The 13,782-nt window shown below is 72.6% G+C and carries 17 protein-coding genes and 1 other RNA gene; 3 read left to right on the top strand and 15 right to left on the bottom strand.

Going from position 1 to position 13,782, the window contains the following annotated elements; all coding sequences use genetic code 11:
* Positions 1 to 25: 25 nt before the first annotated feature.
* The 3 genes from hisN (at position 26) to MLUT_RS15355 (ending at position 1,871) form a co-directional block, all read left to right on the top strand.
* Positions 26 to 865, top strand: coding sequence for a histidinol-phosphatase (gene hisN, locus MLUT_RS15365; RefSeq protein ID WP_010079064.1), 840 nt, complete (start codon positions 26 to 28; stop codon positions 863 to 865).
* Between the two features lie 77 nt (positions 866 to 942).
* Entirely contained in the window at positions 943 to 1,428 is a 486-nt protein-coding gene (locus tag MLUT_RS15360; RefSeq protein ID WP_010079065.1) for a FluC/FEX family fluoride channel, read from the top strand.
* A complete protein-coding gene (locus tag MLUT_RS15355; RefSeq protein WP_010079066.1) occupies positions 1,425 to 1,871 on the top strand; it encodes a CrcB family protein in 447 nt (148 codons plus the stop codon). Before MLUT_RS15360 ends, MLUT_RS15355 begins: the two co-directional genes overlap by 4 nt.
* Positions 1,872 to 1,950: 79 nt before the next feature.
* Here MLUT_RS15355 and ssrA read toward each other — a convergent pair.
* The 15 genes from ssrA to MLUT_RS15285 form a co-directional block, all read right to left on the bottom strand.
* Positions 1,951 to 2,322: a transfer-messenger RNA gene (ssrA, locus tag MLUT_RS23600) on the bottom strand.
* A 135-nt stretch (positions 2,323 to 2,457) separates the two neighbouring features.
* The gene (smpB, locus tag MLUT_RS15350) at positions 2,458 to 2,973 is read right to left on the bottom strand and encodes an SsrA-binding protein SmpB (protein WP_010079067.1); all 516 of its coding nucleotides are present in this window, start codon (positions 2,971 to 2,973) and stop codon (positions 2,458 to 2,460) included.
* A gap of 128 nt (positions 2,974 to 3,101) precedes the next feature.
* The gene (locus MLUT_RS15345; protein ID WP_010079068.1) at positions 3,102 to 3,767 is read right to left on the bottom strand and encodes a CoA transferase subunit B; all 666 of its coding nucleotides are present in this window, start codon (positions 3,765 to 3,767) and stop codon (positions 3,102 to 3,104) included.
* Positions 3,764 to 4,573, bottom strand: a complete 810-nt coding sequence (locus MLUT_RS15340; RefSeq protein ID WP_010079069.1) for a CoA transferase subunit A — start codon at positions 4,571 to 4,573, stop codon at positions 3,764 to 3,766. Before MLUT_RS15340 ends, MLUT_RS15345 begins: the two co-directional genes overlap by 4 nt.
* Positions 4,574 to 4,604: 31 nt before the next feature.
* Positions 4,605 to 5,813 carry an acetyl-CoA C-acetyltransferase gene (locus MLUT_RS15335; RefSeq protein WP_010079070.1) on the bottom strand — a complete coding sequence of 403 codons (1,209 nt, stop codon included), beginning with the start codon at positions 5,811 to 5,813 and terminating at the stop codon, positions 4,605 to 4,607.
* A gap of 190 nt (positions 5,814 to 6,003) precedes the next feature.
* Positions 6,004 to 7,071 carry a 2,3-butanediol dehydrogenase gene (locus MLUT_RS15330; RefSeq protein WP_029248220.1) on the bottom strand — a complete coding sequence of 356 codons (1,068 nt, stop codon included), beginning with the start codon at positions 7,069 to 7,071 and terminating at the stop codon, positions 6,004 to 6,006.
* 217 nt (positions 7,072 to 7,288) lie between these two features.
* Positions 7,289 to 8,410 carry a peptide chain release factor 2 gene (gene prfB / locus MLUT_RS15325; protein ID WP_012750800.1) on the bottom strand — a complete coding sequence of 374 codons (1,122 nt, stop codon included), beginning with the start codon at positions 8,408 to 8,410 and terminating at the stop codon, positions 7,289 to 7,291.
* Between the two features lie 12 nt (positions 8,411 to 8,422).
* Positions 8,423 to 9,157, bottom strand: coding sequence for an alpha/beta fold hydrolase (locus MLUT_RS15320; RefSeq protein ID WP_010079074.1), 735 nt, complete (start codon positions 9,155 to 9,157; stop codon positions 8,423 to 8,425).
* Positions 9,154 to 9,612 carry a Tad domain-containing protein gene (locus tag MLUT_RS15315; RefSeq protein WP_010079075.1) on the bottom strand — a complete coding sequence of 153 codons (459 nt, stop codon included), beginning with the start codon at positions 9,610 to 9,612 and terminating at the stop codon, positions 9,154 to 9,156. Before MLUT_RS15315 ends, MLUT_RS15320 begins: the two co-directional genes overlap by 4 nt.
* A complete protein-coding gene (locus tag MLUT_RS15310) occupies positions 9,612 to 10,040 on the bottom strand; it encodes a hypothetical protein (protein WP_010079076.1) in 429 nt (142 codons plus the stop codon). The genes MLUT_RS15315 and MLUT_RS15310 overlap by 1 nt, the downstream gene beginning before the upstream one ends.
* Positions 10,024 to 10,452, bottom strand: a complete 429-nt coding sequence (locus MLUT_RS15305) for a TadE/TadG family type IV pilus assembly protein (protein ID WP_010079077.1) — start codon at positions 10,450 to 10,452, stop codon at positions 10,024 to 10,026. Before MLUT_RS15305 ends, MLUT_RS15310 begins: the two co-directional genes overlap by 17 nt.
* Before the next feature lie 2 nt (positions 10,453 to 10,454).
* On the bottom strand, positions 10,455 to 10,661 hold the full coding sequence (locus tag MLUT_RS15300; RefSeq protein WP_010079078.1) for a hypothetical protein: 207 nt from the start codon (positions 10,659 to 10,661) through the stop codon (positions 10,455 to 10,457).
* A gap of 87 nt (positions 10,662 to 10,748) precedes the next feature.
* Positions 10,749 to 11,690, bottom strand: coding sequence for a type II secretion system F family protein (locus MLUT_RS15295; protein WP_010079079.1), 942 nt, complete (start codon positions 11,688 to 11,690; stop codon positions 10,749 to 10,751).
* Positions 11,687 to 12,544 (bottom strand): type II secretion system F family protein, encoded by an 858-nt coding sequence (locus tag MLUT_RS15290; RefSeq protein WP_010079080.1) that lies wholly within the window; start codon positions 12,542 to 12,544, stop codon positions 11,687 to 11,689. Before MLUT_RS15290 ends, MLUT_RS15295 begins: the two co-directional genes overlap by 4 nt.
* On the bottom strand, positions 12,544 to 13,770 hold the full coding sequence (locus MLUT_RS15285) for a TadA family conjugal transfer-associated ATPase (RefSeq protein WP_010079081.1): 1,227 nt from the start codon (positions 13,768 to 13,770) through the stop codon (positions 12,544 to 12,546). The genes MLUT_RS15290 and MLUT_RS15285 overlap by 1 nt, the downstream gene beginning before the upstream one ends.
* Positions 13,771 to 13,782 lie beyond the last annotated feature (12 nt).

Raw genomic sequence — 13,782 nt, 5'->3', positions numbered from 1 at the left:
GCCCGCGCGGTATAGCGTGGGCGGCATGGAGCGACCTGAGAACCCTGCGACCCGCGGCCGCGACCTCACGGAGGACCTGCGGCTGGCCCACATGCTGGCGGACAACGTGGACTCGATCACGATGTCCCGGTTCAAGGCCCAGGACCTCAAGGTCAGCACCAAGCCCGATCTCACCCCTGTCACGGATGCGGACCGCGCCGCCGAGGAGTCCATCCGCGCGACCCTGTCCCGCGCCCGGGCGCGCGACGGCGTCGTGGGTGAGGAGTTCGGCGGATCTCTGAGCCGCTCCGGCCGGCAGTGGGTGGTCGACCCCATCGACGGCACCAAGAACTTCGTGCGCGGCGTGCCCGTGTGGGCCACCCTCATCGCGCTGCTGATCGACGGCGAGCCCGTCGTCGGCGTCGTCTCCGCCCCCGCCCTGCACCGGCGCTGGTGGGCCGCGGCCGGTCAGGGCGCCTTCGCGGGCACCTCGCTCACGCGTGCTCAGCGGATCGCCGTGTCCGGCGTGGATCGGGTCGAGGACGCGTCGCTGTCCTTCTCCTCGATCGAGGGCTGGCGCGAACGCGGCTCGATCCGCGCGTTCCTGCAGCTCACCTCGGACGTGTGGCGCGTGCGCGGCTTCGGCGACTTCTGGTCCTACATGCTCGTCGCCGAGGGCGCCGTGGACATCGCGGCCGAGCCCGAGCTCGAGCTGCATGACATGGCCGCGCTGGTGCCGATCGTGCGCGAGGCCGGCGGCCGCTTCACCTCGCTGGACGGCGAGGACAGCCCGTTCGGCGGGCACGCGCTGGCCACGAACGGCCTGCTCCACGACGACGTCCTCGCCCGCCTCCGCGCGGGTGACGAGACCGAGGGCGGCGCCTGATAGCAGTGCGGGGGGAGACGACGGCCGACCGGAGGGGTGGGCGCGGGACAGTTCGCCGGCCCGGCACTGCGGGTGCGGTGGCCCTCGGCGGTGTCGCGGGCGTGCTGTGCGGTGCGGGGGTGATGAACGCGGTGACCGTGCTGGCCGGGGCGCCCAACTTCCGCGGCACGTTCGGCGCCGCGTTCGGGGCGGTCGACGTGCTCGTCCAGGCGCTGCCGCTCTTCGTGGTGAACGTGCTCGGCTCGTTCCTGCTCGGTCTGCTGTGGGCGGCCTCGCGACGCCGCGGGCCGGACTGGCGTCCACGCCTGGTGGCGGGGCTGGGAACCGGCTTCCTCGGTGCGTTCACCACCATCTCCAGCGCCGTCGCCCTGGTGCTGTGGCCGGTGCGGCTGGGCGCCGTGGCGTCCGGGGCGGGTGTCGTCCTCCCCGCGGCGGCCTCGGTGCTGCTGGTGCTCGCGCTGATGGCTGCACTCTCGACGGCGGCGGCCGTGCTCGGCCTGCGCGCCGGGGGCGCCCCGGGGTCGCGCGTGGTCGGGACGGATCGTTCGGAGGAGGACGCATGAGCGGCGCGGGATACGAGGTCTTCGCTCTCTTCCAGGTGGCCCTCCTGGCCTGCCTCGCGGCGGGCGGGGCGCTCGGCGCCCTGGCGCGCCGACGCCTGACCGACCGGCTCGGCCCCCGAGGTCTGCTCACCGCCAACACGACGGCGGCCCTGCTCCTCGGCGTCACCGTCGGCCTGGCCGTGCCGGAGCTGGTGTACGCGTCCGGGGGCTGGGGCGGCGGGCATGGGCTCATGCTCGTCGCGGCGGTGTCCGCCGTGGTGTCCGGGTTCTGCCTCGCCCTGGGGACGTGGTCCACGGTGGCCGCTGAGGCCGCTGACGCCGTGCTCGCCCGTCGATGGGGCGCGGCCGCCCGCCTGTGGGCCGCGCATCTGGGGCTGGGGCTGGTGTCCGTCGTCGTCGGCTGGGGCGCCGGCCTGGGCCTGCATGCCGTCGTGGCCGGCTGAGGGAAGGGTGGCCGGGCATCGGCGCGGACACGAGGAAGGCCCCGGAATCGTGATGATTCCGGGGCCTTCCCGTGGTGGTGAGTGGAGCCGGCGGGAATTGAACCCGCGTCCGATGAGGTGTTGCCAGGTCTTCTCCGGGCGCAGTCTGCTGTGGGTGTTGCTCGGTCCTGGCCGTCCCGCAGACGGGCGGCCAACCCGGACCCAGCCGGATTGATGTCGGCGTCACGACCCCCGGCGAGGGTGACGCCCAGTGGCTATCTAGCTGACGCCACGGTCCGAGGCGACAGCGACCTCGGGGTGACGGACTCGATCACTGATCAGGCAGCGAGAGCGAAGTCAGTGCGCTTGGATTCGGCACTTATTGGTTTGCAGAGAGCGTTTGACGAGATGACTCTGCATCCTCGGCCCGCTTCTCCCGACGCGACACACACCGTCGAAACCGATCGGCCCCTTGGGGGCGACTCCTCTATGAGGTTGTCAATCACCACTGCAGGCGGAGGGCGCGGAGCCCGCCGGTCCTGAAACCGGGCCTGCGAGAGATACAACGTAGCACGCCCCCCGAGCATTCCCAAGGGGCCCGCCGCGCTCAGGCCACGCCGGCGTGCCGGTTGCGCATCCGCATGGCCCGCTGGGCCTCACGGTTGTCCTGCTGCTCGCGCAGCTTGTGCCGCTTGTCGTACTCGCGGTTGCCGCGCGCGACGCCGATCTCCACCTTCACGCGCCCGTTCAGGAAGTACAGGGACAGCGGCACGATGGTCAGGCCCGGATCCTGGATCTGCCGGGAGATCTTCGTCAGCTCGGCACGGTGCAGCAGCAGCTTGCGACGCCGGCGGGCGGCGTGGTTGGTCCACGAGCCGTTGAGGTACTCCGGGATGTAGACCTGCTCGAGCCACAGCTCGTCCCGGTAGAAGACCGCGAAGCCGTCCACGAGCGAGGCCTTGCCCTCGCGCAGCGACTTCACCTCGGTGCCGGTGAGCACCATCCCGGCCTCGTACGTGTCGAGGATGGTGTAGTCGTGACGCGCCTTCTTGTTGTTGGCGATCACCTGGCGCTCGCCGGGGGCCGGCTGCTTGGTGGCCTTGCCCTTGCTGTTCTTGCCCATGGCCTCACGTCCTTCCAGCGTCACGGCGACGGCCGCGCCCCGATCAGGGCGCGGCCGTCCAGTCTATCCCGCCCCGGTCCGATGCCCGCCGAGGCGGTGCGCCGGGGCCGCGGGGCGGCGTCGTCGGCTCAGTCCAGCGGCGCGCCGGTGAGCGCGCGGACCTGCTCCTCGGTGACGCCGGGGGCGGTCTCCACGAGCGCCAGGCGGGGCTGTTCCGGGGTGCCGACGACGTCGATGACGGCCAGGTCCGTGATGATGCGGTCGACGACGGCGCGGCCGGTCAGCGGCAGCGTGCACTGGTCCACGATCTTGGGGGTCCCGTCCTTGGACACGTGGTCCATCATGACGATCACGCGGCCGGCGCCGTGGACGAGGTCCATCGCACCGCCCATGCCCTTGACCATCCTGCCGGGCACCATCCAGTTGGCCAGGTCGCCCGCGGCGGAGACCTCCATGCCGCCCAGGACGGCGACGTCGATCTTGCCGCCGCGGATCATCCCGAAGCTCAGCGCGGAGTCGAAGAAGGACGCCCCCGGGTTCACGGTGACGGTCTCCTTGCCCGCGTTGATCAGGTCCGGGTCCACGGCGTCCTCCGTGGGGTAGGGGCCCGTGCCGAGGATGCCGTTCTCGGACTGCAGCACCACGGACCGCCCGGCGGGGATGTGGTTGGGGATCAGCGTGGGCATGCCGATGCCGAGGTTGACGTAGGCGCCGTCCGGCAGCTCCTGCGCGGCGCGGGCCGCCATCTGGTCGCGGCTCAGGCCCCGGGGACGCCCGGTGGTCTGCTCGCTCATGCCTGCTCCTCCCCCGATGCGCGCACGGTGCGCTTCTCGATCCGCTTCTCGATGTCCGTGCCGACCTCCACGATCCGGTGCACGAAGATGCCGGGCAGGTGCACGTCATCCGGGTCGATCTCGCCGGGCTCGACGAGCTCCTCCACCTGGGCGATGCACACACGGCCGGCCATGGCCGCGGGCGGGCCGAACTGGCGGGTGGCCTTGCGGAACACGAGGTTGCCGTGGCGGTCGCCCTTCCACGCGTGCACAAGGGAGAAGTCGGTGACGATGGAGCGTTCGAGCACATAGGTCTCGGGCTCGTCCGGGACCTGGCTGAGGTAGCCCTCGCCGAGCACGAACGTGTCCGTGGGCTTGGCCTGCGAGGACTTCACCACGGCGCCGTCCGCGTCGTAGCGCATGGGCAGGCCGCCTTCGGCCACCTGGGTGCCGACGCCGGAGCGGGTGTAGAACGCCGGGATGCCGGCCCCGCCGGCGCGGAGCTTCTCCGCGAGGGTGCCCTGCGGGACGAGCTCCACCTCGAGCTCGCCCTCGAGGTACTGGCGGGCGAACTCCTTGTTCTCCCCCACGTAGGAGGAGGTCATCTTCCGCAGCCGGCGCGCGCCGAGCAGGAGGCCCAGGCCCCAGCCGTCCACGCCGCAGTTGTTGGAGACGACGGACAGGTCCGTGGCGCCCTGCTCGAGCAGGGCCTCGATGAGCTGCACGGGGTTGCCGGTGAGTCCGAAGCCGCCGACGGCCAGGGACGCGCCGTCCGGCACGTCCGCCACCGCCTCGGCGGGCGTGGCCACGGTCTTGTCGAGAGCCATGTCCGGGGTCCTTTCTGTCAGGGGCGGTCCGTCAGCGGAAGAGGATCAGGGCCTCGCCCTGGCCGCCGCCGCCGCAGAGCGAGACGGCCGCGCGGCCGCCGTCGCGCCGGTCGAGCTCGAGGGCGGCGTGCAGGGCCAGCCGGGCGCCGGAGGCGCCGATCGGGTGGCCCAGGGCGATGGCGCCGCCGTGGATGTTGGTCTTCTCGTGCGGGTAGTCGAGGTCGCGCAGGGACTGCACGGCCACGGCGCCGAAGGCCTCGTTGATCTCGATGAAGTCGAGGTCGGCCACGTCCCAGCCCTGCTTCCGCACGGCGGTGTTGATCGCGTCGGAGGGCTGCGAGTGCAGCTGCGAGCTGTCCGGGCCGGCGGTCTGTCCGGGTGCGCCCACCGTGGCGAGGATCGTCAGGCCCTTCTCCTCGGCGAAGGCACGCGAGGTCACCACGAGGGCGGCGGCGCCGTCGGACAGGGGCGAGGAGTTGCCGGCCGTGATCGTGCCGTCCTTCGCGAACGCCGGACGCAGGGCGCCCAGCGACTCGGCGGTCGTGTCCGGGCGGACCCCTTCGTCCTGGGAGACGACCAGCGGGTCGCCCTTGCGCTGCGGCACCTCCACCGGGGCGATCTCGCCCTCGAAGACGCCCTCGGACTGGGCCCGGGCGGCCCGCTGGTGCGAGGCCGCGGCGACCTCGTCCTGCTCGGCGCGGGCGATGTTCCGCTCGCCGTTGCCGGACTCGGTCAGCTCGCCCATGGCCTCGTGGCTCAGGGAGTCGGTGAGGCCGTCCCACGCGACGGCGTCGAGCATGGTGGCCGGGCCGTACTTGAAGCCCTTGCGCGCGCCGGGCAGCAGGTGCGGGGCGTTGGTCATGGACTCCTGGCCGCCGGCCACCACCACGTCCGCCTCGCCGAGGCGGATGAGACGGGCGGCGTCGATCACGGCGGTGAGGCCGGACAGGCACACCTTGTTGATCGTCATGGCCGGGACGTTCCAGGGGATGCCCGCGGCGAGCGCGGACTGGCGTGCCGGGTTCTGGCCCGCGCCGGCTTGCACGACCTGGCCCATGTAGACCATGTCCACGTCCTCGGGGGCCACGCCGGCGCGCTCGAGGGCGTGCCTGATCGCGTGGGCGCCCAGATCCACCGCACGCAGGTCGGCCTGCTGCGAGAGCAGCCGGGTGAAGGGGGTGCGGGCACCGCCCACGATCACGGCGTCGGTGGGCTGGGGCTGGGGCAGCTCGGCGGTCATGCGGTCCTCCTGGGATGCTCAATTCGGTTCATGGCGATTCACTGAAATGCAGTCTATGACCACGATCACAGGCGCGCCAGGGAGCGACGCGTCTGTGACGGCGCGGCTGAGTGCCGGGACGACGACGGCCCGCACCCGCCGGCTGCGGGCGCGGGCCGTCGTCGGGACGTCCGGGGATCGGGCCGACGCCTCAGAGACCCTGACCGGTCGGCGAGACGAGGATCTTCACGGCCGTCTCGTTGTGGTGGATGAGGGTCTCGAAGCCCTGGTCGACCAGGTCGTCGAGGCCGATCTTGCCGGTGATGAACGGCGCGAGGTCCACGGCGCCGTCCTCGACCATGCGGATGGTGTCCGCGTGGTCGTTCGCGTACGCGATGGTGCCGCGCAGGTCGATCTCCTTCATCACCAGCTTGTGCAGGGCCACGGCGGGCTCGTGGCCCCAGATGGACTCGTTGACGATCACGCCGCCGGGACGCACCGCGTCCAGCAGCATGTCCAGCACCACGTCCACCGAGGTGCACTCGAAGCCCACGTCCGCGCCCTGGCCGTCGTGCAGTTCGCGGATCTTGGCGGGCACGTCCACCTCGCGGGGGTCGAAGGCCTCGTCCACCACGCCGGCCTCGAGCACCTTCTGCCGCCGCAGCTCGGAGAGCTCGGAGACGTACACCGTCAGGCCCTTGCCCTTGAGCACAGCCGCGGTGAGCGCGCCGATGGGGCCGGCGCCGCCGATCACGGCCACGCCCGACGTCGGAGAGCCGGCCCGCACCCACGCGTGGTGGGCCACGGAGAGCGGCTCGATGAGCGCGGCCTGGTCGAGAGGCACGGAGTCGGCCACGGGGTGGACCCAGCGGCGCCGCACCGCGATCTGTTCGGCCAGGCCGCCGCCGTCGCCGCCCAGGCCGATGAAGTTCATGTCCGGCGCGAGGTTGTAGTCCGGTCGGTCCTGGTCCTCCTCGCGCACGATGTACGGTTCCACGACGACCTTCTGGCCGACCTCGAGGTCCGTGACGCCCTCGCCCAGGGCGGCGACGGTGCCGGACATCTCGTGGCCGAGCGTGACGGGGGCGGCGTCACCGGAGATCGGGTGCGGGTGTCCGGCCGGCGGGATGAAGATCGGACCCTCGAGGTACTCGTGCAGGTCCGTGCCGCAGATGCCGCACCACGCGACGTCCACGAGGACCTGCCCTGGACCGGCCGTGGGCGAGTCGATCTCCTCGATGCGGATGTCCTTCTTGCCGTGCCAACGGGCGGCGCGCATGGTCATGCTGGTCGACCTCCTGAGTGGGGATGGAATCGGGTGCCGGGCCGGCGCGCGGGGGCGCCCGCCCCGGTGCTTCGAGCATTCCACCGGGCCGGTCTCCCAGGCCAGGCCCGAGGCCCCTGCGGAGCCTGAACGACGACGCCGGCCCGCGCCTCGCTGCGGAGGTGCGGGCCGGCGTCGTGGTGGCCCGGGCGGCGGGGCCGCGCCGCGGGGCTCAGTCCTCCTGGGCGGCCTTGACCTGCTCGGCGCGCCAGCGGATCCCGGCGTCCACGAAATCGTCGATGTGGCCGTCGAACACGGAGGAGGGGTTGCCCTCCTCGTGGCCCGTGCGCAGGTCCTTGACCATCTGGTACGGGTTCAACACGTAGGAGCGCATCTGGTCGCCCCAGGACGCCTTGACGTCGCCGGCCATCTCCTTCTTCTTCGCGTCCTCCTCGGCCTTGCGCAGCAGCAGCAGGCGGGACTGGAGCACGCGCAGGGCGGCGGCACGGTTCTGGATCTGCGACTTCTCGTTCTGCATGGACACGACGATGCCGGTGGGCAGGTGCGTCATGCGGACGGCGGAGTCCGTGGTGTTCACGGACTGGCCGCCGGGGCCCGAGGAGCGGAACACGTCCACCTTGATCTCGGACTCGGGGATCTCGATGGAGTCGTCCGACTCGATCAGCGGCACCACCTCGACCGCCGCGAAGGACGTCTGGCGGCGGCCCTGGTTGTCGAAGGGGCTGATGCGCACGAGGCGGTGCGTGCCGGCCTCCACGGAGAGGGTGCCGAACGCGAAGGGCGCGTTGACCTCGAAGGTGACGGACTTCAGGCCGGCCTCCTCCGCGTAGGAGGTGTCCATGACCTTGGTGGACCAGCCACGCTGCTCGGCCCAGCGCAGGTACATGCGCATGAGGGTCTCGGCGAAGTCGGCCGCGTCCACGCCGCCGGCGCCCGCGCGGATGGTCACGACGGCGTCGCGCTGGTCGTACTCGCCGCTGAGCAGCGTGACGACCTCGAGTTCCTCCAGGGCCTTGCGGATGGAGGTCAGCTCCTGGTTCGCGTCGTCGAGGAGGGAGGGCTCGTCCTCCTCCGCGGCGAGCTCGACCATGGTCTCCAGGTCCTCGATGCGGCTCTCCAGGGAGGTGATGCGCTTGAGGTCCGTCTGACGGTGGGAGAGCTTGGAGGTGACCTTCTGGGCCTCCTCCGGGTCGTCCCAGAGGTCCGGTGCGGAGGCCTGCTGCTCCAGTTCGGCGATGTCCGCCTTGATGCGGTCGAGGTCCGAGACCTGCTCGATGGAGGCCAGGGTGTGGCGCAGGGAGTCGATCTCCGCGGAGAAGTCAGTGTCAGCCATGATTCGGCCAGCCTACCGCGTGGGGTGGACGCCGGTCGTGTGCCAGCGCCGGATCACCCCGGCGACGGCCTCGGGCTCCGCGACGTGCGGCCAGTGGCCCAGGCCGACGTCGACGACGGTGGTGTGCGCGATGACCGCGTCCAGGTCCCGCTGGTGGACGTCCCGGGTGCTGCGCACGTACAGCACCGGGACGGTGATGCCGGCCCAGAGGGCACGGGTGTCCGCGGCGAGGACGGCGGCCCAGAGCTCGCGCATCGGATGGTCCGGCGTGGCGTCCAGGTCGGTCAGGATCCGCTCGCGCCACGGCTCCGGGGCGAGGAGGTCGCGTGCGAGCGAGGCGCGGAGCATGCTCCGCCAGTCCGAGCGGGCGGCGAGGCGGGCCTTGGCCGCCCGGGCGGCCAGGGCGGTGTCCGTCACCGGGACGTTCGAGTCGATGACCACGAGGGCGCGGGGCCGCACCAGCCCGTCGGCGACGGCGCGCAGTGCGATGACCCCGCCCGTGCTGTGGCCGATCAGCAGCCCCGGCACGGGGCCGGCCTGCGCCGCCCAGGTGCGGGCGGCGTCGAGGACGGGGTCCGCATCGGTCGCCGGCCGTGCGGCCCGGGGGCGGCCCTGACCGCCGGCGTCCGTGCCCGGGTGGCCGGGCAGGGCGGGCGAGGCGGCGAGGTCGGCCACGGCGCCGAGGGCGTCAGCAAGGGGCTCGAAGTGGGCGGGCCGGCCACCGATGCCGTGGAGGAAGCGGATCACCGGGCCAGGCTAGTGCGACTGCTGCCCGTCGCCTCCAGGGGGACCGACAGGGGCAGTGTTCCCGCGAACGGGCCGGTCATGGCGAACAGATCGGCCCGGGCGTCGAGGGTGACGACGACGGTGGTGCCGTCCTCGGCCACGCGGGCGCTCATCCCGCCGAGCCCGGGCACGGCCTCCTGGGCACCGACGGCCGCGAGGTGTGCGCTGGCGGAGGCGGCGACGTCGTCGTCGGAGAGCACGACGCCCGGGTCCTCCCCCAGCCGGAAGCCGAGCTCCTCTGCCCCGGCGATGGCGGCCGAGTCCGCGAGCGACTGCAGGCGGCGGTGCTGCAACTGCACGGTGGTGACCGCGAGCATGACCAGCATGAGGGCCACGAGCACGGCGCACAGGCCGACGGTGAGGACGGTGGTCTGCCCGTCGTCGTGACCCAGGCGAGCGGTGAGGCGGCGGCGCATCAGAACCTCGGCACAGTCTGCCGGGCGTCGGAACCCACCGTCACGGGGGTCAGCGACCACGCTGCCGGCGTGAGAGGGACGGGCACCCCCACGTCCACCCGCACGGCGACGACCTCGCCCGGTTCGAGCGTGCCACAGCCGCCCTGGTCGCAGCCGACGGTCAGGTTGTACTGGCCGGCGCCCACGCCGTAGTCGGCGAGCGTGAGCTCGACGGTGGCGTGGGCGGCGCCTGCGCTGGGGTGATCGGCCTCGGCGACCACGGCCTTGACGGCCTGGTCCGCGGCGGCGACCGAGGCGAACGCCGCGGCCTGGACCTGGGAGACGTAGATCATCAGGTACACCACGGGGATCAGCAGGACGAGGGTGAGGCCCAGGAATTCGACCGTGGCCGCTCCCCGCTCGTCGCGGACGTCATTGACGGAACGCATGACCGCTCACCTCCACGGGGATCGGGCCCGGCAGGAACCCCAGGCCGGGCAGCGAGCTCGAGACCGTGACGCGCAGGACCGGGACCCCGTCCTGGCTGGTGAGCTCCGCGGCGACGTCGGCCCCGGACTGGCCGGGCACGCCGGCCGAGAGCAGCTCCCGAGCCCGCTGGACGCCGTCCTCGGGGCTCCGGTCCGCGAGCGCCCCGTACCGGGCGCCGGCGGAGGCGGCGTCGATCATCACGTTGCGCGTGTGGATCACGACGCCGGCCTGGAGCAGCGCCGCGAAGAGCAGGACGACCAGGGTCATCACCATGGTGGACTCGGCCACCGCGGCGCCCCGGTCGTCCCGCCAGCGGACGCCCATGTGGACGCCACGGGGCACCGGCACGGCGTGGACAGCACCCCGGGGCATGCTCAGCCGCCCTGGGACACCTGGGAGATGGCCTGGTTGAACAGTCCCTGGAGCGCCGGCAGGGCGAGGGCCAGCAGGCCGGCCACGAGCACGGCGGACATGAGGGTGATCATCACCCAGCCGGGGACGTCGCCGCGCTCGTCGCGGACGTCGTCGTGGATGAGGGCGCGCAGGGCGGCCAGGACGGTGATGGCGTGGTGGTGGAGCATGGTCCCCTCCTCGGGTGGCCGGCCGCCCGTGCGGCCGGAGTGGATGGTGATCGTGGGTGGATGGATGGACTATTCAGTTGTGGGTCTTCAGAACCCCAGGCGCATCAGGGAGATGCCGGGGAAGACGGCGAAGATCACCGTGAGCGGGAGGATGCCGAACACGAGGGGGACCATCATCTGGATCTCCTTCCGGCCGGCGGCCTCCATGAGCTCGCGGCGACCCATCTCACGCACGTCCTGGGCCTGCGCGCGCAGGACGTCGGCGAGGGGCGTGCCGCGGTCGAGCGCGATGAGCACGCCCCCGATGAACCGTTCGACGGGGGCCAGCTGCACGCGCCGTCCCATGGCCTTGAGCGCCGCGGACAGCGACGCCCCGGCACGCATGTCGGCGAGCGTGGTGCGGAACTCGCCGGCCAGCTCCCCGCGCGCCGTCCCCGCGATGCGCTCGAGCGCTCCGGCGGCGCTCTCCCCCGCGCCCACCGAGAGCGCGAACAGCTCGGCCACGGACGGGAACTCGGAGAGGATGGCCTCGCGCCGCCGTCGCACCCGCAGGGAGAGCAGCTGCTCCCGGAGCAGGAACCCGGCCATGCCGCCGGCGATCACGAGGGCGACCCCCGTGATCACCGGCACGCGGCCCGTGACGGTGAGGCTGAGCGCGAGGACGGCCGCCACGGCGGCCCCCGCGGCCGCGCTCAGGACCTGCTGGGCACGGAAGTCCGTCGACGTGACCGCGAGCCCCGCGGCGGCCAGTTTGCGGTCGAGCGCCGCCCCGCCCGGGGAGATGCGCTGGACCCAGCCGACTCCGGCCTGCACCACGGGATCGAGGATGCGTCCCCACGTTCCCCAGGGCGAGGCGCCCGCACGTTCCTCCTCGAGGAGGCGGGAGGCCGGGATGTGGTGGCGCAGCTGCGGTTCGACCCGTTGCTCGAGGCTGGGGCGCCAGCCCACCGGCTGGGTGACCAGGATGAGGAGCAGTCCCGCCCCGAGGGTGAGGCCCAGGAGCGCAGCCCAGATCAGCGCGGACGTCATGCGAACACCCGCTTCTCCCGGGGCAGCGCGCCGATGCGGAGCATGACGCGGTAGCAGACGACGGAGGCCACCATGCCGGCGAGGAGCACGGCCCCGCCGGCGGCGGACCGATAGGCCGCGACCGCGGCGGGCTGGGTCCCCAGCAGCAGGAGCACGAGCCACGGGGCGCACACCGCCAACCGGGCCGCGTTCACGGTCCACGACTGCCGGGCCTCGAGCTCGGCGCGGATGCGGGCGTCCTGCCGGAGGAACTCGGAGAGGGTCTGCAGCAGACGGCCGATGTCGGCGCCCCCGACCTCGCGGGTCAGGCGCAGCGAGACCACCAGGCGGTCCGCGACGGGGTCGGCCATCCGGGCCTTGAGCCGGTCCAGTGCGTCCACGAAGCGGGCTCCGGCCCGGTAGTCCCGGGCGAACTGCTGGAACGGCTCGCGCAGCCCCTCCGGCCCGGTCTCCCCGAGCTGGATGAGCGCCTCCGGGAGAGTCAGGCCCGCGCGGATGGCCGACCGGGCGTGGTCGATCGCGTCCGGCCACAGCTCGCGCAGTGCCGTGGAGCGCCGGCGGGCCTGCCAGGACAGCAGCAGCCAGGGCACGGCCGCGCCGAAGACGGCGAAGCACGCGGCGATGGTCCACGTACTGGTCAGCGACAGGACGAGCAGCCCGACCACGAGACCGCCGACGGCCATGGCGGACACGACGCCGGCCGGGCTGAGACGCTGGATGCCGGACTGGGCGATCAGCACACGCAGGCGCGAGTCGGGGCGGGCGGCCCCGGGTTTCTCCGTGGGAGGGGACCAGAGGGACCACCACAGCAGGAACAGGCCGCAGCCGAGCGCGAGCCCCAGCAGCGCGGCCATCAGCGCAGCCCCACCAGCTCGTGGACGTCCACGCCGCGACGGGCGAGCGCCTCGAACTCCAGGTTCGCACCCTCGTTGAGGCGCAGGTCGCCCTCGGCGTCACGCTGGAAGAGCGCCGACGTCTCGATGACCCCGCCCTCCACCCGTGAGCCGACGGTGAGGATCTCCCGCACCCGCCGGCGGCCCTGACGGTCGCGCTCGCAGTGCACGACGACGTCGATGCACGTGGCCACCGTCGGGACGACGAAGTCCCGGGAGATGTTCTCCCCGGCCAGCAGCGGCAGCGTGCAGAGCTTCGTGAGCGCGTCCGCGGCCGAGTTCGCGTGGATCGTGCACATGCCGGCCAGGCCGGAGTTCAGAGCGACGAGCATGTCCAGCGCCTCGGCCTCGCGCACCTCGCCGACGATCAGGCGGTCCGGGCGCATCCGCAGCGCCTCCTTGACGAGGCGACGCAGCGGGATCTCGCCGTGGCCCTCCAGGTTCGGCTGGCGGCACTGCAGCCCGACGACGTCGCGCACCGGGATCTGCAGCTCGAAGATCTCCTCCACGGTGATCACCCGCTCCCGCGGGCCGATGGCCGAAGCCAGGCAGTTGAGCAGGGTGGTCTTGCCCGCCTGGGTGGCCCCGCTGACGAGGATGTTCATGCCCGCGTCCACGGCCGCGTCCAGGAAGCGGGCCGCCGTCGGAGTGAGGGAACCGCCCCGGACGAGGTCGTCCAGCCGGCGCGCCCGGGCGATGAACTTCCGGATGTTCACGGCCCAGTGCCGCCGCGTGATGTCGGGGATGGCCACGTGCAGGCGCGAACCGTCTGGCAGGGCCGCGTCGACGAACGGCATCGACAGGTCCAGCCGCCGGCCCGAGGACTTCAACATGACTTCGACGAGGTCCTGCACCTCCTCCTCGGTCAGGACGATGCCCGTCAGCTCGGAGCGGCCGGACCGCGCGCAGTAGACGGCGTCCGGCGCGTTCAGCCAGATCTCCTCCACGGAGGGATCGTCCATGAGCCGCTGGAGCGGCCCGAGGCCCGCGATGCGGTCGAACAGGTCCTGCCGCGCCGCCACGGGATCCTCCAGGTCCGGCAGCGAGCTGACCATCGCGCGGGACTCGTAGTCCGCGGCCGCGTCCTGGATGAGCGTCAGGACCCGGGCGTGCTCACGCTGCGGGTCGATGCCCTGCCGCCGGACGATCTCCCGGATCTCGTCCTCGAGAATGCGCACCGCATCCACGTGTCCCTCCTG

Origin of the sequence: Micrococcus luteus NCTC 2665 (assembly GCF_000023205.1) — a bacterium.
Classification (GTDB): Bacteria; Actinomycetota; Actinomycetes; order Actinomycetales; family Micrococcaceae; genus Micrococcus; species Micrococcus luteus.
Note: the sequence above shows the minus strand (reverse complement) of the source record. Positions and strands in the feature narration are given on the sequence as shown.

Excerpts from the sequence above, each read along its gene's own strand:
- hisN (WP_010079064.1), top strand. The coding sequence starts at position 26 with ATGGAGCGACCTGAGAACCCTGCGACCCGCGGCCGCGACCTCACGGAG.
- MLUT_RS15355 (WP_010079066.1), top strand. The coding sequence starts at position 1,425 with ATGAGCGGCGCGGGATACGAGGTCTTCGCTCTCTTCCAGGTGGCCCTC.
- smpB (WP_010079067.1), bottom strand. The coding sequence starts at position 2,973 with ATGGGCAAGAACAGCAAGGGCAAGGCCACCAAGCAGCCGGCCCCCGGC.
- MLUT_RS15345 (WP_010079068.1), bottom strand. The coding sequence starts at position 3,767 with ATGAGCGAGCAGACCACCGGGCGTCCCCGGGGCCTGAGCCGCGACCAG.
- MLUT_RS15340 (WP_010079069.1), bottom strand. The coding sequence starts at position 4,573 with ATGGCTCTCGACAAGACCGTGGCCACGCCCGCCGAGGCGGTGGCGGAC.
- MLUT_RS15335 (WP_010079070.1), bottom strand. The coding sequence starts at position 5,813 with ATGACCGCCGAGCTGCCCCAGCCCCAGCCCACCGACGCCGTGATCGTG.
- MLUT_RS15330 (WP_029248220.1), bottom strand. The coding sequence starts at position 7,071 with ATGCGCGCCGCCCGTTGGCACGGCAAGAAGGACATCCGCATCGAGGAG.
- prfB (WP_012750800.1), bottom strand. The coding sequence starts at position 8,410 with ATGGCTGACACTGACTTCTCCGCGGAGATCGACTCCCTGCGCCACACC.
- MLUT_RS15315 (WP_010079075.1), bottom strand. The coding sequence starts at position 9,612 with ATGCGCCGCCGCCTCACCGCTCGCCTGGGTCACGACGACGGGCAGACC.
- MLUT_RS15310 (WP_010079076.1), bottom strand. The coding sequence starts at position 10,040 with ATGCGTTCCGTCAATGACGTCCGCGACGAGCGGGGAGCGGCCACGGTC.
- MLUT_RS15305 (WP_010079077.1), bottom strand. The coding sequence starts at position 10,452 with ATGCCCCGGGGTGCTGTCCACGCCGTGCCGGTGCCCCGTGGCGTCCAC.
- MLUT_RS15300 (WP_010079078.1), bottom strand. The coding sequence starts at position 10,661 with ATGCTCCACCACCACGCCATCACCGTCCTGGCCGCCCTGCGCGCCCTC.
- MLUT_RS15295 (WP_010079079.1), bottom strand. The coding sequence starts at position 11,690 with ATGACGTCCGCGCTGATCTGGGCTGCGCTCCTGGGCCTCACCCTCGGG.
- MLUT_RS15290 (WP_010079080.1), bottom strand. The coding sequence starts at position 12,544 with ATGGCCGCGCTGCTGGGGCTCGCGCTCGGCTGCGGCCTGTTCCTGCTG.